Annotated in this window: 17 protein-coding genes; all 17 read left to right on the top strand. The window is 33.7% G+C overall.

All coding sequences use genetic code 11. The features are described from left to right. Positions 1-342: 342 nt before the first annotated feature. The 17 genes from HWV59_RS23105 to HWV59_RS23185 all read left to right on the top strand — a co-directional run bounded on the left by HWV59_RS23105 (position 343) and on the right by HWV59_RS23185 (position 18,459). On the top strand, positions 343-2,025 hold the full coding sequence (locus tag HWV59_RS23105) for an extracellular solute-binding protein (RefSeq protein WP_235991881.1): 1,683 nt from the start codon (positions 343-345) through the stop codon (positions 2,023-2,025). 130 nt (positions 2,026-2,155) lie between these two features. Then, positions 2,156-3,031, top strand: coding sequence for an ABC transporter permease (locus HWV59_RS23110; protein WP_235991902.1), 876 nt, complete (start codon positions 2,156-2,158; stop codon positions 3,029-3,031). Positions 3,032-3,045: 14 nt separating this feature from the next. Beyond that, the gene (locus tag HWV59_RS23115; RefSeq protein WP_102233185.1) at positions 3,046-3,939 is read left to right on the top strand and encodes a carbohydrate ABC transporter permease; all 894 of its coding nucleotides are present in this window, start codon (positions 3,046-3,048) and stop codon (positions 3,937-3,939) included. Positions 3,940-4,213: 274 nt separating this feature from the next. Beyond that, complete coding sequence (locus HWV59_RS23120; RefSeq protein WP_175640417.1) at positions 4,214-5,155, top strand: ATP-binding protein; 942 nt, start codon at positions 4,214-4,216, stop codon at positions 5,153-5,155. A 12-nt stretch (positions 5,156-5,167) separates the two neighbouring features. Next, positions 5,168-6,913: a tetratricopeptide repeat protein gene (locus tag HWV59_RS23125; protein WP_175640418.1), complete on the top strand. Its 1,746-nt coding sequence runs from the start codon at positions 5,168-5,170 to the stop codon at positions 6,911-6,913. Positions 6,914-7,234: 321 nt separating this feature from the next. Next, positions 7,235-8,398, top strand: a complete 1,164-nt coding sequence (locus HWV59_RS23130) for an FtsW/RodA/SpoVE family cell cycle protein (RefSeq protein ID WP_175640419.1) — start codon at positions 7,235-7,237, stop codon at positions 8,396-8,398. 23 nt (positions 8,399-8,421) lie between these two features. Then, complete coding sequence (locus HWV59_RS23135; protein ID WP_175640420.1) at positions 8,422-8,847, top strand: DUF4275 family protein; 426 nt, start codon at positions 8,422-8,424, stop codon at positions 8,845-8,847. 723 nt (positions 8,848-9,570) lie between these two features. Then, positions 9,571-10,458: an orotidine-5'-phosphate decarboxylase gene (pyrF, locus tag HWV59_RS23140; RefSeq protein WP_175640421.1), complete on the top strand. Its 888-nt coding sequence runs from the start codon at positions 9,571-9,573 to the stop codon at positions 10,456-10,458. A gap of 15 nt (positions 10,459-10,473) precedes the next feature. After that, positions 10,474-11,691, top strand: a complete 1,218-nt coding sequence (locus HWV59_RS23145) for an MFS transporter (protein WP_175640422.1) — start codon at positions 10,474-10,476, stop codon at positions 11,689-11,691. Then, positions 11,688-11,948, top strand: coding sequence for a PqqD family peptide modification chaperone (locus HWV59_RS23150; protein ID WP_175640423.1), 261 nt, complete (start codon positions 11,688-11,690; stop codon positions 11,946-11,948). The genes HWV59_RS23145 and HWV59_RS23150 overlap by 4 nt, the downstream gene beginning before the upstream one ends. A 775-nt stretch (positions 11,949-12,723) precedes the next feature. Then, positions 12,724-13,128 carry a CPBP family intramembrane glutamic endopeptidase gene (locus HWV59_RS27580; protein ID WP_407941663.1) on the top strand — a complete coding sequence of 135 codons (405 nt, stop codon included), beginning with the start codon at positions 12,724-12,726 and terminating at the stop codon, positions 13,126-13,128. Continuing rightward, entirely contained in the window at positions 13,106-13,885 is a 780-nt protein-coding gene (locus HWV59_RS23160) for a hypothetical protein (RefSeq protein ID WP_175640425.1), read from the top strand. Before HWV59_RS27580 ends, HWV59_RS23160 begins: the two co-directional genes overlap by 23 nt. A gap of 6 nt (positions 13,886-13,891) precedes the next feature. Next, positions 13,892-14,563, top strand: a complete 672-nt coding sequence (locus HWV59_RS23165) for a GTP cyclohydrolase II (RefSeq protein WP_175640426.1) — start codon at positions 13,892-13,894, stop codon at positions 14,561-14,563. After that, on the top strand, positions 14,547-15,251 hold the full coding sequence (locus HWV59_RS23170) for an SDR family NAD(P)-dependent oxidoreductase (RefSeq protein ID WP_175640427.1): 705 nt from the start codon (positions 14,547-14,549) through the stop codon (positions 15,249-15,251). Before HWV59_RS23165 ends, HWV59_RS23170 begins: the two co-directional genes overlap by 17 nt. Beyond that, the gene (tmk, locus tag HWV59_RS23175) at positions 15,248-15,883 is read left to right on the top strand and encodes a dTMP kinase (protein WP_175640428.1); all 636 of its coding nucleotides are present in this window, start codon (positions 15,248-15,250) and stop codon (positions 15,881-15,883) included. The genes HWV59_RS23170 and tmk overlap by 4 nt, the downstream gene beginning before the upstream one ends. Then, positions 15,870-16,493, top strand: coding sequence for a cupin domain-containing protein (locus HWV59_RS23180; protein WP_175640429.1), 624 nt, complete (start codon positions 15,870-15,872; stop codon positions 16,491-16,493). Before tmk ends, HWV59_RS23180 begins: the two co-directional genes overlap by 14 nt. A gap of 376 nt (positions 16,494-16,869) precedes the next feature. Then, positions 16,870-18,459, top strand: a complete 1,590-nt coding sequence (locus HWV59_RS23185) for a PucR family transcriptional regulator (protein WP_175640430.1) — start codon at positions 16,870-16,872, stop codon at positions 18,457-18,459. Positions 18,460-18,491 lie beyond the last annotated feature (32 nt).

Raw genomic sequence — 18,491 nt, forward strand, 5'->3', positions numbered from 1 at the left:
GAAAGTATAAAATTTTGTACTTTGTGTAGGTGTCTAGCTCCAGCCCCTATCGCCTATCAAACTTCAGATCATCTCCCTACGATAAGTCAACATCGGTTCGCTTCGCTTACCGTGTTTCCTTTATCTTAGTCGATGCTCCTCCAGTTTGTACGGCGATGACCAAGGCGCTTGCGCTTTTCTTAATTATATCATTGAGATTTTTTGAGAAAATAAAGATGGATAAATGTTCCGGAAAAAAGTACATGAAAACGGTTTAATTAATATTTTTGAAGAAAGCTAAAACAATTACACTAAGAGTGTACCAATAAAAAGGTGAAAAAGGGATAAATGAGGGGGAGAAAAATGAAGCGGAACTCATTATTTAAGAGGATTACTATGCTATCTATGGTATCTATTATGACATTTTCTTTAGTGGCATGTGTGGAGAAAGAACCATCAAATGCAGCGGATTCTGCGTCAGAGAGCGGAGAAAAAGTCATTAAAATGGGACGTGTAACGTCAGCAAATCCAAAATTACCTGAAGGTGATACTTATGAGAATAATGCCTATACCCGTCTAGTAGAAGAGAAATTAGGTGCAAAAATAGAAAATGCATTTGAAGGTGAAGGAGAAGATTATACAAGACAGGTTGCACTTGCTATTTCTTCTGGAGAACTGCCTGATATGATGCGAGTTGACTCAAGAGAAGAATTGAAAGAGCTAGTTGAGAATGACTTAATAGCAGATTTAACTGATGTTTATGATAAAAATGCAAGCGATTACATTAAAGATATATATAATTCTTATGATGGTCGGAGTTTGGAAGATGCATCATTCGATGGACGATTGATGGCGCTTCCAGCGACAATTGGGGATGAAGCTCCTAATATGATTTGGATCAGAAAAGACTGGACAGAAAAGTTAGGACTGGAAATCGATTCTGATGGTGACCGCCTCATTACATTAGATGAACTGGAAAATACGGCAAAGGCATTCATTGAAAAAGATCCTGGAGGAACGGGCAATCCTATTGGAATCCCTATGGCTTACTGGTTAAATTCAGGAAGTTATGGAGGCTCGGCACTTAATATGACATCTATAGCTGGAATGTTCAATGCATATCCTCGATTTTGGCTGGAAGATGAAAACGGAAATATCACAAATGGTTCAATTACAGAGGGAACAAAGCAAGCATTAGGTATCTTGTCTGATTGGTATAAGGAAGGGATCCTTGATCCGCAGTTTGGAACTAGAACGTGGGACGATATTATGGCTCTAGTAACAAACGGACAAACAGGAATTGTGACTGGCCCATGGCATATACCGGACTGGGGACTATCAACAGTAAGAGAAATGGATAAGAATGCAGTTTTCGAATCTTATACATTAGAAGATAAAAATGGAAAAGTAAACGTTGCTCACACGAACCCAACTGGTGCTTTTATTGTTGTCAGAAAAGATTACGAACATCCGGAATTAGCTATAGAGATTTTGAACCTTTTCTATGACGAGCTGGCAAATTCGAAAGATTTGGCAACTGATTATCCAGAGGTTGCAGAATACAAAGAACTGGGTGTTGATGGTTCAACAAGACCGTTTAATATCGAAGTGTTAAAATCTGATAATTTATTATTCGACTATTCAAATATAATGGGCGCAGTTAATGGTGAAATCAAGATGGAAGAAATCGCGTCTTCTGAGGCAAGAGATGCAGCCACAAGTATTATGAAATATTCGGAAAATCCTGTAGAAGCTGATACAGCCGATTGGTCAAAATATCATTCTCGAGTAAAAGGTATGGGCTTGATCGATAAACTGACAAAAGAGGATAGATTCAATTGGGTAACTCCGGTGTACTTCGGAAATACGGAAACATTAGAGAAAAAAGGAGCGAACCTTCTTAAGCTAGAAGAAGAAGACTTCATTAAAATTGTAACAGGTGCTGAGTCACTGGATTATTTTGATACCTTTGTATCAAATTGGAAAAGTCAAGGTGGAGATGAAATCATCGCTGAAATTGAAGCAATCCTTGCTGAAGAGGAGTAAGGAATCCTAAATAAGGGCTGCCTGGCAGTCCTTATTCTATAAGGAGGCAAATTTTATGAAACAAGTAGAGCATGCAAATACAAATATTGAGCCCATCTATCGAAAGAAAAGAAGAAGTAAATTGACTAAAATGGAAGCATCATACCATCTCATGCTGTTGCCCGGGATGATCTTTCTGTTCATTTTTAGTTATATCCCCATGTTTGGGATCATCATGGCCTTTCAAGATTATATTCCAGCAAAGGGAATGCTGGGTTCTGAATTTGTTGGATTTGAACATTTTATTTATATGTTTTCATTACCTGATATCGGTCAAATCTTTTCAAATACACTTATCATCGCACTTGGAAAAATAGTGTTAGGAACCATAATGGCAATTGTATTCTCCATTTTATTAAATGAAGTTAGACTTAAGCTGTTAAAAAAATCGATACAAACAGTTGTCTATTTACCTCATTTTCTATCATGGGTTGTATTGGCATCTGTTGTGGTGAATATGTTTAACCTCGATGGAACTGTGAATCAAATTTTAACATTTCTAGGGTTTGAAAAGCTCAACTTTCTTGGAAGTAATAAGCTATTTCAACCGTTAATCATTGGGACAGATGTTTGGAAGGAATTTGGATTTAATTCCATTGTCTACTTGGCTGCAATAACAGCCATTGACCCTGGACTTCATGAAGCAGCGAGTATTGATGGGGCCAGTTGGTGGAAGCGGGTTTGGCACATAACACTTCCCGGCATGCTCCCTATAATTCTGCTATTAGCTATTCTAAGTCTTCCTAATATATTGAATGCAGGTTTTGATCAAGTTTACAATCTTTATTCACCTATGGTTTATGAAACAGGAGACATTCTTGACACCTATGTTTATAGAATTGGACTACTTGGCCGTGAATATAGCTTTGGGACAGCAGTAGGCTTATTTAAGTCATTAATAGGATTAATTTTAATATTATCTGCAAACAATGCTGCTAAAAAATACACAGATCGAAAGTTATTTTAAGGAGGTAGAGAATTGTGGTACAGAATAGAACTTTTTCAGGGCGTTTAGGAAAAGTTATCACCTATACTATCGTCATATTTTTAGGACTAATCTGTCTCCTGCCCTTATGGAATATTGTTGCTATTTCTTTTAGCAGTAGTGAGGCGGTTGCGGCAAATGCCGTAGGTTTAACACCTATCAATTTTACAACAAAGGCCTATACGATGATCATGGAGGATGGCCAATTTTGGCGCTCATTTTCTATCTCCATTCAAAGAGTGATTCTTTCACTCATTATTAATATGATATTAATTGTCTTAATGGCATACCCGCTTTCTAAGTCTAAAAGACACTTTAGAGGCAGAAACATCTATATGAATCTTATTATTTTTGCGATGTTGTTTAACGGAGGTATGATTCCTACTTATTTAGTCGTGAAAAATTTAGATCTCCTTAATACAATCTGGTCCTTGGTATTACCTGGAGCAGTCCAGATTTTCAGTATTATTTTGGTCATGAACTTCTTCATAGGTGTACCAAAATCTTTAGAAGAAGCAGCAATTATGGACGGTGCAAATCCATGGCAAATATTGATGAAGGTTTATATTCCGGTCTCCTTACCTGCACTTGCTACAGTTGCATTATTTAGTATTGTTGGAAACTGGAATGACTTTTTTTCAGGACTGATTTATATGACAAAGGTTAGTAATTACCCGTTGATGACATATATTCAGTCATTATCAATTGATATACAAGATATGTTAAAAGCAGGTGCCAATTCAAATCAACTTGAAAATATAATGGAAGTGTCAAATAGAAACTTGAACGCAGCTAAAATTGTTATTTCCACTATTCCATTATTATTAATCTATCCAATTTTACAGAAATATTTTATTACAGGTATTGTGGTTGGTTCAGTAAAGGAATAGTGATTTCCAAATGAAATTGGACAGAAACTTTTTTTGTCTAAGCTGAAAACTTTAATAACTAAATATAAAAAGCATCTACACACACAAATGGTAGGTGCTTTTTTCCTGTTAGTTTAAAAATATAGTAAAAATGGATTATATGAAAATTTTGGATATTATGGAATATATGGTTTATGATAAAACATGTAATTTATCACAAAATCTAGAGTTTGAGATTTACATATATAGTCAGGTTTGTTTGTTAACCTAATAAACAAGTACTGGAGGAAACGAGATGAGCCGGGAAAATCAGCAGGATAAATTTAAAGTGATTTCATTTGATAAAGAACAAAATCGAATGGTTGAGCTAGAACAAACGCGTGAAACATTCGCGGATGTAGGTGGGCTTGAAGAAGTGAAGAAAAGGATAAAAATGGATTTTATAATGCCAATTCAATCTCCGGAAATTTTTCAGGCATTTGGCAAGGAATTAGGTGGCGGCCTTCTATTTTATGGACCGCCCGGCTGTGGAAAAACTTTTTTAGCAAGAGCGGTTGCAGGGGAGATTAATGCCCGCTTTCTTCATTTAGACTTGCAAAATATTTTATCAAGATGGTCTGGTGAAGCGGAAAAAAACTTGCATGAATTTTTTGAAGACGCACGAAAGAGAACGCCATGTGTGCTTTTTATTGATGAGTTGGATGCACTAGGTGGCAATCGACAAAAAATGAGTGCCCATCATGACAGAATGCTTGTAAATCAACTTTTAGTGGAACTGGATGGATCCGTTTCAGAGAATGAAGGAATCTATGTAATTGGTGCAACAAATACACCATGGTATTTAGACCCTGCCCTTAGACGTCCTGGTCGCTTTGATTCATTAATGTTTCTGCCGCCGCCTCAATTTGAGGAAAGAAAAGCAATCTTAACTCTGAAAACAAATGGAAAGCCGCAACAGGATCTTCAATTGGATCTAGTTGCAAAGTATACAGACCATTTTTCAGGAGCTGATCTTGAATATTTAGTAAAAGATGCTGTTAATCTAGCGATTTCGCGATCATTTGAAACTGGAGAAATTCAGCCCCTCACAAATGAGGATTTAATGAAAGCGATGGAAAAGCGACAACCAACCACACTCGAATGGTTTGCGACAGCCAAAAGCTATGCACAGTTTAGTGATAAAAATCATGAATACCAAGATGTACTCGATTATATCTATCAATATAATTTGAAGTAGGGGACGGATATGATGTATGAAACCATACAATCACGAATAAACAAGTTTCATATGTTTGCTTCTAGAAGGATGTATGAGCAATGCCGGGAACAAGCAGAAGCATTGATTCAAATCAAACCTGAAGAACCTATTGGATATTTATTAATGGCACAGTATTCTTATTTTGTGCAAATACATGAGGATGTGCTGACATGGTGTGAAGAGGCGTTATTAAGAGGTCCAGAGGATTTAAGGGTTTTAGTAACAGTGACAGCACTTCACCAGAGCATTCAATGTGATAAAGAAAAGAGAATGGAGCTTGTAGAAACAGGTCTTCGCCTTTATCCATATCATGAGTTTTTTCATATTCATTATGCGATCCTTCATGAAGGAGTAGACAATGAACAAGCGAAAGCCTCCTATGAAGAGGCGATTCGCCTTAATCCACACCATGAACAGTATCTTGGATGGTATGCAACTTTTTTACATGACATTGGTCAATCGAAAGAAGCTGAACAATTAGAGAAATTAGCGCTTCAGGAAGATCCGGAAAACGAACAAAATTTATTTCGTTTTGCGATAAAAGCCTATGAAAACAGGAAGTATCAAAAGGCACAGATGTTAATGGAGAAAGCAATTAGTCAGAACCCCAACAGCTATTGGATGCGTGAATATTATAAGGAAATTTATCCATCAAAAAACAAAATTGTCAGGGCAAAACTGCAGCTTGATCATGCACTTTTAAAAATATGGAAGTATCCTTCAGAGATATTAAGAAAACTTTTATTTGAAAAAATACCTATGGAATATTGTATGCTTTTCGTTCTTATCTTGGGATTCGTAGGGATGATGTCCCTTTTTGGGGTCTTTACGTTAATCGCAGCAACGGGTTATATTTTGCTGCTAATCATTAGCGTGATCATATCGAATTCAATGTTACATGCTGTTGGAATAACAGATGAAGAAGAAATAAAGATGAAAAGAAAAGTAAAATCCACTCAACTTGCTGCATTGAAGAAAATGCAGAAACAAGTGGCAAATAGTAAAAAAAATCCGAAAGAAAAGCAGGAAACTTCCATTCCGCGTGATGCACTGGAAGTACAGTTGGCAAAGGTTTGGGATTCAGACAGTATTGCGGCTTTTAAGGAACAAGCGTTAACACAAGATGATACAGAAGCAAGGAAACGAAGTTCACACACAAACAATCAACCAGTTCCGATCGACTGGCCAAAGGATCATTCCAATTGGCCGTTTTATGTAATTGGAATCGTGATGATTATTATGGCAGCCTTCCGATTTATCCCTTCTACAACTACAGAAACGGTGTCAAAGCCTACTGAAAAGGTTACCCTTGAGGATCTTGAAGAAAAACAGAGCGAATTAAAGGAACTTACTGAAGCGGTAGAAAATCAAGTAAGTATAACTTCGGATTTAGATCAATCTACTATTAACCAATTTCTCCAAGCAGTAAAAGAAGACAATTTGGAAGAGAGTTTGCCAGACCTCATTGCCGAAGATTATCGGCCAATTATTCAGCAAAACCTCACATCTCCTTTATTCAAAGAACTGGCAGAAGCAAGAGTAGTGATGGTTCATCAATCAATAGCGACTACTTATTTTTTAGTGAAAAACGAACAGGAAAATTCTAAAACTGTTGTTGAGGTACTGTTAGGGGAAATCACGCATATTTATGCAGAAAAATGGGATGAATCAGAAAAGGAAGAGTTTCATAGATTAGTTGAGGAGATTGAGAGTAATGGAAAGGCAGTAGTTGAATAGTTAGGAAGCAGTCTGAAGAGAGCATTAGTAAAATTGCTCTCTTCAGACTGTTGACAAACGCTCGCTTTCTTCGTTACTCACCTTATTGCGGTGCTCATTACCAACCTCGGTAACTCCGCTCCTCACAAGGCTTCGTGCCTCGAAAGGCAAGCGTTAGCAATCAGTCTGAGGGCTAGCAATTTTACTTTGTCTACAAGCTGAAGAGAGCATTAGTAAAATTGCTCTCTTTTCTTTAAATTTATGCACATAAATTAGGATAATTATGTTAAAATTTGGTAGGTTGTGTGCTGATGAAATTTTAGAAAAATAGATGGTGATGATATGTTTGCTAAAGAGAGAAGTTATTTCGATTATACACTTGTATTTTTCATTTTTCTCATTATGATATGTAGCTGTGTGGCGATTTCAAGTGCAGAAAAGTATGCTCAATATAGTGAAAATTTCATGATGAAACAATTAATCTGGTTTGTTCTGGGTGCAGTTATCGCTGCGTTTATCTTTCTTTTTGATAGTGAACAAATACAAAAGATCACTCCATACCTTTATGGATTAGGAGTTGTTTTACTGCTCGGAATCCTCATTGCACCAGAGTCAATTGCACCTGTTCGCAATGGAGCAAAGTCATGGTTTATCGTGCCAGGTATAGGCTCTATACAGCCCTCAGAATACATGAAAATATTTCTAATATTGATGCTTTCGAATATTATTCAAAAGCACGATGAACATTCCATGAATCATCATATTAAACAAGATTTATTCCTTCTTGTAAAAATTGCGGTTGTCGCTTTAATCCCCATATTTTTAGTATTGAAGCAAAATGATTTCGGCTCTTCACTCGTTATGCTCGTCATTACTTCAGGAATTGTTTTTGCTTCTGATATCAATTGGCGAATTATTGTGTCGTTTATAGGAATGGCTGTATGTGGTGTGGGATTACTTGTTGTTTTATTTATTTTCCATCCGGAATTTCTATTGAAATTCTTTGGAGAATATCAGTTAAACCGAATCTATTCCTGGCTTGATCCATTTGGAAACTCACAAGATATTGGATATCAATTAAAACAATCATTATTAGCGATTGGTTCTGGAATGTTAGGTGGAAAAGGATATCTAAATAGTGAGGTCTATATACCGGAAGCCCATTCAGATTTTATTTTTACAATCGTATCAGAGGAATTTGGCTTTTTAGGAGCTAGTGTTGTTGTTTCTCTTTATTTTCTCCTTGTTTATAGATTAATCGTAATAGCGATCTATTCAAGAGGAGATCTATTTAATACATTGATATGTATTGGAGTTGCAACGTTATTTACGTTTCATGTTTTCCAAAATATCGGGATGGTGTCAGGGCTCTTACCAATTACAGGTATCCCTTTACTTTTACTTAGTTACGGGGGAAGCTCTGTTATGTCATGCATGATTGCATTAGGATTAGTGTTAAACATTTCTTTGAAGAAAAAAGATTATTTGTTTTCAAATGATGATTAGCTTTTGGTATATAGGAGGAAGCTATGGATGTAGTCGAGTTTTTAAAAAATAAAAAGATACGAGCAAAAGAAATTCCTGCATGGGGTGTCTATTTACGAACAAGATGGGATGAAGAATTTGCTGCCCATCTTAGTGTTCAAGAAAAGAAATCTATATTCCTTTACGATGAAGATGGTTTTTCTGGTTATCTCTGGCATATTTTCAGTTATGAGAAAAAAGAGTGCTTAGAGAGTGAAAAAGCGGAGAGGGCTTTTGATGTAGAGCGTAAAAGGTTTTGCTACCTATTTTATCAACATTGCGATCATGCACTATTAATTGAAAATGCTTCAGCCCTAAAAGCAGCAGATTTAGTTGACGAAGAGGATGTATACATAGTTGACAAAGACTTTACTTGGACCTATGTTGTGACACATGAAAAGGGCTGGTATGGTCCTTATTTTGCAAGGTAAAATAGTGAATAGTGATTATTTAAGGAGTAAATAAATAGTTAATCGTTAGTAGCTTTATAATTAGAGAAACTATCAATTGTTATACCATATATTGGTTTAGTTTAAGACATAAATGGATATGTTGGCTTGTCAGCAATGTTAATGTCAATAAGTTATTATTGAAAGACATTTCTCAAATGATGGGAGGATGTCTTTTTATATTTTTATTTTAATAAGTTCGTATGTATTCCATCTTCAAGATATTTGGCGGAGTGGGTCAATGGGATAAATTTTTATTAAAATACTGTAAAGTCAAAATAAAGGGAAGTCTATGGACAGGGTTAACACCTTGTCCCATTTTTTGTTGTAACAGAGATTTTTTTCTTTTTTTATAACTTTTCCTTATCTCATTTCATTAAATAATAATAATACCCTTATATTGATTTAACAAAAATTGAAAGTGAGAAGAAGGAATTTTATTTAAGGGAAAATTACACTGGTGAATATTAAATAAGATTCTATTGTCTGTATGGATAAAAATGATTCATCCATTATCGTCCCCATGCACAATTTATCTCCTAATAATAAATGTTTATTATGAAATTATAAGAGATATGTGAGATACAAATTTTAATCAGAAAAGGTTAAATAGATAATGTGTATGATGTTAATTAATATGACATCAAATTTTCAGGTTATCAATTTTGAATTTACTCTCTAACATTATACTAGGAGTGGGATGATTTGGAAGAATTTTCAGATTTAGTAATTAAAACAAGTATGGAGAAAGAGAGTTCTATTGTTGTTGGTTTAGATCCTATCATTTCATACTTTCCTAAGAATCTTCAAGGAAACGGTAATATTTGCAAAGCTATTTATGATTTTAACAAATTAGTAATTGATGTTATCCATCCGTTTGTTGTCGCTATTAAACCGCAGCTAGCATACTACGAAGTTTATGGAAGTAAAGGAATTCTAGCACTAGAGAAAACAATCAAATATGCAAAATCAAAAGGATTAATCATTATTAATGACGCAAAGAGAGGTGATATTGGTTCAACTGCAGAGGCTTATTCTGAAGCATTTTTAGGTGAGTCCTCACTATCTAGTCATGCAGTAACAGTTAATCCGTTTTTAGGAAGTGATGGGATTGTTCCTTTTTTAAATAAATCAATTGAGTATTCAAAAGGTTTATTTATTCTATTAAAAACGTCCAATCCTTCTTCAGGAGAGCTTCAAGATCTAACCCTTTACAACGGTAACAAGTTTTATATGTATTTGGCGTCATTATTGAAGGGATTGAGTACAAGTCTAGGAAACTATGGATTTTCTAATTTAGGTGCTGTAGTAGGAGCAACATATCCTGAACAGTCAAAAAACCTAAGAGAATACCTGCCAAATACTTTATTTTTAGTTCCCGGCTACGGGGAACAAGGTGGGAAATTGACCGAATTAGAGCCCTTTTTTAATAATGATGGAAATGGCTCATTAATTAGTTCTTCCAGGTCAATATTATATTCATATATAAAAGAAGAACCTGAAGAGTGGGGGGATCTTAAAATGAGCCAATTAAAGGAAATAATTGAAGCAACATGTATCAAATTTAAAGAAGATATTAATCGAATACGTTAAAAAGAGGAGGGTGACTTGAAAAGGTATTCCAAAGATTTTTTAATTCTATTCTCCGGCCAAACCATATCAAATCTAGGTAACCAGATCTATCTGATTGCTCTACCTTGGTTAGTTTATGAATTAACACATTCAAGTTTTGATATGGGAACGATTTCGGCAATTATGGCTCTCCCTGATCTCTTATTTGCTCTGATTATTGGCACGATCATTGATAGGTATAATCGGAAACGAATTTTATGGATAGCAAGTTTTATTCAACTAATTATTGTATTAATTATTCCGATACTCTTTATAACCAATATGTTGGAAATATATCACATTTATATAACGGGTTTTCTTTACTCCTCCGCAACATTGATTTTTATTACTTGCTACAGAAGTTGTATTCCAGATTTAACTGATGAAGATAGCTTAGTCGAGGTTAACTCTCTAATTCAATTATCCTTAACTCTTATTAAAATGATAGGACCACTATTAGCAGGTATAATTATCGCTAATTTTGGAATTGTTGAAGGTTTTATGGTGGATGCTTTTACATATTTTCTACTAATTATTTGTATTTTTAATACAAAATTACCAAAAGAAAAGGTAAGGAAAAGAAACACTTTCTTTTTTGATGATTTAAAAAATGGTATTACATTCACATTAGGTTCCAAAATTCTAAGATATTTAATTTGGCTTGTATTAATCGTGAATATTGGTATGTCAATTGCACTATCTTTAATGGTTTTCCATTTAAGAGGAGATGGAAATCTATCAGCAAATCAAGTTGGTTATGTATATTCAATTTCTGGCATTTTTTCTCTAGGGTTTACCCTTTTTGCTCCTAAGATTGCAAGGAAAATGGGGAGTATGTCAGCAATTTCATTAGCATGTATGATCTCAGGTTTAGGGTTACTTTTTATTCCATTTACTCAGAATATTATTTTAAAGGGAATTACTTTAGGATTAATAACGGGTGGTGGCACTTTAGGAGCGATCTATATTAATAGTATGTTACAGAAACAAGTTCCCTCTGAATATCTTGGACGAGTGTTTGCAACGACACAGATGATTAGTAGAGTATCCGTACCTTTAGCACTAGTAGTAGGGGGATGGGGATCAGAAACAAGATTTGGGGTTAGTGGAATGTTTATCATTTCTAGTTTCATTGTGATTCTTTCTACCTTAGGTTTTTATTTAAAAATGAAATTGGTGAATGATTCAAAGAGAAAAGGGGAGATACAAGTATGATTAATAAAAAACCAATGCTAGATTATTTAATTAATATAAAAAAGGCTGGCAAGGATACTTACTTAATACGTGGACGTGAGACTTGGGTATTAAATGATGTAGCAGAAGAGGTCTGTATGTTATCTACTGGGAAAAATACAGTGGGGGAGATGAGTAAATTAATTAGCACGAAATTCAATGAAGAAGAGAATGTCGTTCAAGATGATATTAAAGAATTATTACTATATTTTGAACAAGAAAACATCATAAAATTCTAGATTCTAAGTTTGTAATGAAAGGAGGTGAAAAAATGAAAAAATATGCTAAGCCTCAGGTTAAAAAAGTAATGATACCTTCAGCAGCGGTAATTAAGCACTAATTTTTGAGAAAAACAATCAAGGAAGGGGGATTTCTAATGAAGAAATATATCAAACCACAAGCAGTGAAAGTTCAAGCACCAACAGCAGCAGTACTTAAGCATGCAATATTCTAATAGTGACAGAGTAATTAATACTTAGAGTATTTTAAATATATTCAGATATTTCTTATGAGAGGAGGTTTTAGAAAATGAAAAAGTATATCAAACCACAAGCAGTGAAAGTTCAAGCACCAACAGCAGCAGTACTTAAACATTAATAATTAAACTGCGCCATTTCAGTAGAGGGATAAGATTCTCCTTCTGGAATGGCGTAGAAAAAGGATGATAAACCCTTGCCGCTTAAACAGAAGATCGGAATAAGTTGTTGGATTCTTATTCTCGCTATTTCTTATTTTATAAAACATCCAAGCGTATTACTCGTTTTAGCTTTAGGGATACCTTTGGTTGTGATGGGGATCGGACCGTCTCTCTATAAAAAGATAAATCTCCCTCAACAGTATTGGTTTATACCTCTTTGTACATCGATGTCTCTTCCTATATTTTTTGCAGATATTGATACATTAATTGACTTTAGTATTAATCAAAGCTTTCTCAGTATAATGTTAACAGTATTTTCACCAATCATGCTTCTTATTACGAGGATAAAGGAATGCTATCAGTCTATCAAAATTTCAATGATTATTGAGTCGTGTTCTAATAAGGTGTTGTTCAAAAACTTAATACAATTCGTTTGGTTACTAGTTGCCGAGGAATTGTTATTTAGGTATCTTTATTTTCAATATGCCACTAATTCAAGTCATACAGCTTTTTATATTTTAATAAACTGTTTCATTTTTATCTACTATCATTATTTCAATCGGTTTTCATATCGATTTTACAAGCTCAAAGATTATATTTATCAGGGGTTGTTTGCTATAAACGTTGGTGTTTTATTTATGTACACTAATTCGTTTCTGCTCTGTGTAATTTGTCATCTCCTTTACAACTCAATCCAGTTCGTAACATTAATTTTAAGCTCTCAATCAATAAGAAGAGTATTCATACGGAGGGATAATAATGAAAATACCTACACTGGATAAATACGGTCTATCTTATGAAAAGGTGTTAGAAATCATTCATCCACATAAAGAAGATATCGTCTTTATTAGTGGTTCAATTGCAGAAGGATTTAGTAATGATGGATCAGACGTGGATATTTACATAATTACAAAGGTAGGTTATGAAGGTAAGGCCAATGCCCATGTAAAGGAATTTTCTTATGGTGTTGAATACACATTTCTTGGATATGAACGATTAATAAGTGCCTTTGTTATCAATGAAGAGATGTTATTTAAAATCATATATGATATAGAGCAGAAAATCAAAAACAATCAACTTGTAGAACTTAATAATAAATTAATAGAGTTATATCACCGATTATATCGAGGAATCTCTTTACAAAATGATCAAGAATACTTACACATTAAAAACAAGTTAGATTTTGAAGGGTTTAAGAAGGGTCTTTCTAAAAATAGATTAGTGTACAGTGAAAATAGACATGATGATGCTCTCGGGGCTCTCAATTCAAATGATCTTTTAACTGCTTTTATTAGTTCAAAAGTTAGTTTAGAGAAATCAGTTGATGGTTTGCTTTGTGCTCATGGTGAAACAAATCCAAGTGATAAGTGGCTATTTAAAAGGCTATTGTCTATTTATAGTATTGATTGTGATTGGGTGAAAGAATTCATTCTCCTTTATACAGGAGAGAATAAACTAGTAACGTTAGAAGAAAAAACGAAGGAAATGTTACGTCTCGCAAATTTAATTCGTATGAAAGGATATCAAATCATTAAGTGAAGATGATTGGAGGGAAATAATATGATATCCACAGTTGAAATTAAAAATGTAGTTAAGGGGAAATTGAAAACAATCTATGGTGAATTTTATCTTTATCGTTTTTTAATCTCAAATGATCTGGAAGATGGAGAAATATCTGAACATCTAGCTCTTGTAAAAGGGGAAGGGTTGGATAAGGAACCTATTTTATGTAGAATAAATTCAGCTTGTATTACGAGCGAAGCCTTTAATTGTCAAAGATGTGATTGTAAGTGGCAGTTAGATAAGGCGATGGATGTTATTTCAAAAAATGGAAAAGGGATTATCACTTACCATCCTTCCCATGAAGGAAGAGGGTTTGGATTAGGTTTGAAATTATTGTCTTATAATTTAATGGAAACAGGCATCGATTCTTCAACATCTTATTTAAATCTAGGATTAGGAACTGATGATAAGAGGGATTTCCGTGCAGCCGTCAGTATCTTAAATTACTTTAATATTAAACAAGTTAAAATGCTAGGAAATAATAAAAGGAAAAGCAATGTATTAGAAAGTGCAGGGATAAAAATAGTAGATAGATTTTCTCTCATATATGAAGGTAACAACAATGAAATAAAAGAGTATTTATTTAAAAAATCATCAGAACCTGATCAAGATTTATTAAGGGAGAAGTATAGAGTTTATGAAAAACTTTCATAAAGCTAAGAAAAGTGTAATAGTGACGGGGATAAGTGGTGGAATTGCACAGCCATTAATCATAAATTTGAAACAAGAGGGATATGACATCATTGGATTAGATATAAACGATTATGAAGGTGAAACAATTGATTTTCATAGAATTGATTTAAGTAATAAAGAATCTATTATTAAGGTATTAGAAGAGGTTAACTGTCTAAATAATGTTGAAGGTGTTATTCATTTAGGTGGAATTTATCCCAATAAAAAAATAGAGGAGTATGACAGTGATCTGTGGGAAAAAGTATTTTCAGTTAATGTAAGCTCTATATTCTATCTGATTCAGGGTCTCTTAGAGAAAGCTGAAAACTTAAAGTCTATCATATTAGTTTCTTCTACAGCCTCAGTAATTGGAAGTAAAGATCCTGCTTATACAGCTTCAAAAGCAGCATTAACTGGTCTGAGTAAAAGTTTAAGTCTATCTTTAGCTTATCGCAATATAAGGGTAAATACTGTGTTACCAGGAATCATCGATACGAAAATGTCGAAAACACAAAGTGAACAAAGAAGAAATTATCATATTTCCAATACATTATCAAAAAGAATTGGTCATCCAGAAGATGTTGCTAACATGATCAGTTTTTTACTTAGTCCAAAATCCTCTTATGTTTGGGGTGCTCAAATAGAAATAAACGGGGGAATGACATTATGAAAAGAGGATTATTAATTGCAGTCTGTGGCTTGGATGGGGCTGGAAAGACAACTCAAATAAATTTATTAAATAACTGGTTTGAAACGAATAAATTACCATGTGAAATAACAAAGCAACCAACTGATTATTATAGAAACGATAGAAGAGTACGTCGCTATCTTGATCATGGTGAGTGCCAAGATATGAAGGTGTTGGCCCTATTAGCTGCTGCTGATCGAAGATATCACTTATCTGCATATATTGAGCCAAGCATAAAAAGAGGAATGTCGATAATAACAGATAGGTACTTATATAGCTCATTAGCCTATTTTAAATTTAGAGGATTAGAGCACGAGTATGTTAAATACTTAAATGGAGATATTCGCGAACCTGATATAACGATTTTTTTAGACATAGACCCTGAGATTACTTTGTTAAGAGTTCGCAATCGAGATGGTCAGCATACTAAATATGAAGAAAAGGATCCTAGAATGTTTACGGAAATTAGAAATCATTTCAAAGAAGTCCTGCCTGCTACTACTCTTTTAATCGATGCTACGCTAGATAAACAAACAATTCATGAAAGGATCGTTTCAGAAGTGTCTAATAAGCAATCAGTACTTAATGGAGGTGTTTCTGTTGGAATTAAATAAATTCATGAAACGTATTGAAGAATCGGGTGCTCTAGAGACAGGTAGAAATTCTAGAGAATTATGTGATTTCATTAGTACTCATGTTGATTTGAATACTATTCGGCAGTGGTTATCCGATATTGTACATAAACATCCAGATGATAAGTTATCGAATTTAGCTTCCTTAATGGAGATACATCCACTAGGTTTTGAAAAGTATGTTCTATGGGATAGTTCTACTGGCCAAAGGGCAAGACTACATTATTGGCCACAAAATAAATGGCCATTTGAAAGTATCCACGATCATCGTTTTAATTTTTGTGCGATCGTGATAAAAGGCCATTACATACATGAAGAATATGATGTGAATGAAAGGAGAGACACGGATGAGGTTAAAATAACCCTTACAAGGAAGCAAATAGTTGATACAGGTCAATGCTATTACTTCCAAGCAGGTACTTTTCATAGAATTATTCCAAGTGATGAGGAAACAATTTCTTTAATAATCAGGAGCTCCCCTTTGTTACCATACTCCCGCGTAGTGAATCCAGAAACTCTCAAAATGAAGCGTGCCTATGGAGCCGTTAAGAAGTTTAAAGAAAAAATTAAAGTACTAGAATCAGTTATATGATAGTTTTCGATGAATGAAAAGACCTTCAAATTACTTTTGGAGGGTCTTTTTGTTATTAGTAACAAACACAAAGTATCATTTTATAAGTTTTACGTAACAAAAAATAACATAGCAATTTAGGTTAGTGAAAATATTATGTATAGTTAAAATGTAAATTTTGTAAAAAGTTATGAATATCTTGTACATACATAATATTAGGAAGGATGCACATACTCCTTCTGTTATTTAAATCGTATGATAATTCTTTCGTTAGGGAGTGATCTATGGATTCCTAGAATTTAGATAAATGTAATTGATCTTAACCGGCAGCTTCCACGTTTTAGTAAGGATTTAAAATATAGAAGATATCTTAAAACTTATATGTGGAGGGATGAAAATGGGGATTCCGTTAAAAAATATTTTAAATATTGGTGGTCTGAGAGAATGTAAGGTTGTATCTGGACATAAAGGACTAAACAATATTGTTACATATGTAACCGTAATGGAAGTGCCGGATATCGTTAAGTGGTTAAAGGGGAACGAGTTACTATTAACTAGCTTGTATCCGATAAAAGATAATGTTGAAGCTCAAATTCAACTTATTGAAAAACTAAAGGAAGCCGGCACAGCAGCTTTAGCCATAAAACCTAGTAGATTTGTTGAAAAAATACCTGAAGAGATGAAAAAAAAGGCTGATAAATATGGTATTACAATTATTGAGATTCCCGAAAAAATCAGCTATTTAGATATTTTATCTCCTGTTATGAATGCCATTTTTAATAAAAAAATCGTTTTGCAGGAGGATTTAGAACAAGCAACTATGTTATTAAATGAAATATCTCTAACTAGAAGTGGTTTTAATGAATTTATCGAGACACTGGCTTTTTTAACAAAGAGTAAAATATATTTGGAGAGCTTAGTTCCTTATATCAAAGTAAATGATACAACGGAAATGATGCCTCTTAGTGAGGAACAATTAAGTGAACTTTTAGCTATTCAAAGACCACTCAGAATGATCCGGTATTTGAATAAAAATCAAGCAGAATCCTGTATTGTCACACCGATAATCATTGATGGATATTTATTCGGAACAATTACAAGTTGGGATTACAATATTGAATTTATGGAAGTAGACTTAGCGATTCAAGAAAAAGCCTCAAGGCTGCTCTCGCTCGAATTTCTTAGACAAAAAGTGAAATATGAGATAGAACAACAATATAAAAGTGAATATTTAAGAGATTTGTTATTAAATGAAGACATAGATACAAGAGATCTTGAAGAAAGAGGAAGGCTGTATGGTTTAAAAGAGACTTTACCCTATTTTTTAATCATTATTAGGGATAAGAATACATTCAATAAAAATAACATATTTAGTGAAAGATTAACAAAAGTAGAAGCACTCCTAAAAGAAATAGATGCTGATATTATCATAGGTTGTTTAAGAAAATCTCTTATCATCATGGTACCTTATAAAAATCAAAAAAAAAATGCCAAAATTTTAGACAGAATTTACTTAAATAGTAAGAAGGTTATCCATCAGGAAGTTAAATTAGGAGTGGGATCTACGTATCAAGGTTTATCCGGATTAAGAAAGAGTTATCGAGAGGCAGAAAAGGCAGTAACAATTGGTCCAGCTATAAAAAAAGATCAAACCATTATATATTTTGAACAGTTAGGTGTTTACCGTTTAATTTCGTTAATTAAAGAAAAGAAAGAACTTAATCATTTTTATGAAGAGGCAATTGGAGATCTGTTGAAATATGATCAGGAAAGTGATTTAGATTTAGTATACACGATAGAACAATATTTCAAATGCAATGAATCCTTAAAGGAAACAGCAGATAAATTGTATATTCATGTAAATACACTAAAATACAGATTACAAAAAATAAAATCTTTAACAGGCTTAAGTTTACAAAAATCTGAGGAAAAGTTAATGCTACATATGGGGTTGAAAGTCTTTAATTATCATTATAGTAGTCAATGAAGAATAGCAGTTTAAAAAATAGAGTAAGGAGC

The organism is Metabacillus schmidteae (assembly GCF_903166545.1).
Taxonomy (GTDB): Bacteria; Bacillota; Bacilli; order Bacillales; family Bacillaceae; genus Metabacillus; species Metabacillus schmidteae.

Bases quoted from the DNA above. Each gene is read 5' to 3' on its own strand.
- HWV59_RS23110 (WP_235991902.1), top strand. From the start codon at position 2,156: ATGGAAGCATCATACCATCTCATGCTGTTGCCCGGGATGATCTTTCTG.
- HWV59_RS23125 (WP_175640418.1), top strand. From the start codon at position 5,168: ATGTATGAAACCATACAATCACGAATAAACAAGTTTCATATGTTTGCT.
- tmk (WP_175640428.1), top strand. From the start codon at position 15,248: ATGAAAAGAGGATTATTAATTGCAGTCTGTGGCTTGGATGGGGCTGGA.
- HWV59_RS27580 (WP_407941663.1), top strand. From the start codon at position 12,724: ATGATTATTGAGTCGTGTTCTAATAAGGTGTTGTTCAAAAACTTAATA.
- HWV59_RS23150 (WP_175640423.1), top strand. From the start codon at position 11,688: ATGATTAATAAAAAACCAATGCTAGATTATTTAATTAATATAAAAAAG.
- HWV59_RS23185 (WP_175640430.1), top strand. From the start codon at position 16,870: ATGGGGATTCCGTTAAAAAATATTTTAAATATTGGTGGTCTGAGAGAA.
- HWV59_RS23135 (WP_175640420.1), top strand. From the start codon at position 8,422: ATGGATGTAGTCGAGTTTTTAAAAAATAAAAAGATACGAGCAAAAGAA.
- HWV59_RS23170 (WP_175640427.1), top strand. From the start codon at position 14,547: ATGAAAAACTTTCATAAAGCTAAGAAAAGTGTAATAGTGACGGGGATA.
- HWV59_RS23105 (WP_235991881.1), top strand. From the start codon at position 343: ATGAAGCGGAACTCATTATTTAAGAGGATTACTATGCTATCTATGGTA.
- HWV59_RS23160 (WP_175640425.1), top strand. From the start codon at position 13,106: ATGAAAATACCTACACTGGATAAATACGGTCTATCTTATGAAAAGGTG.
- HWV59_RS23130 (WP_175640419.1), top strand. From the start codon at position 7,235: ATGTTTGCTAAAGAGAGAAGTTATTTCGATTATACACTTGTATTTTTC.
- HWV59_RS23120 (WP_175640417.1), top strand. From the start codon at position 4,214: ATGAGCCGGGAAAATCAGCAGGATAAATTTAAAGTGATTTCATTTGAT.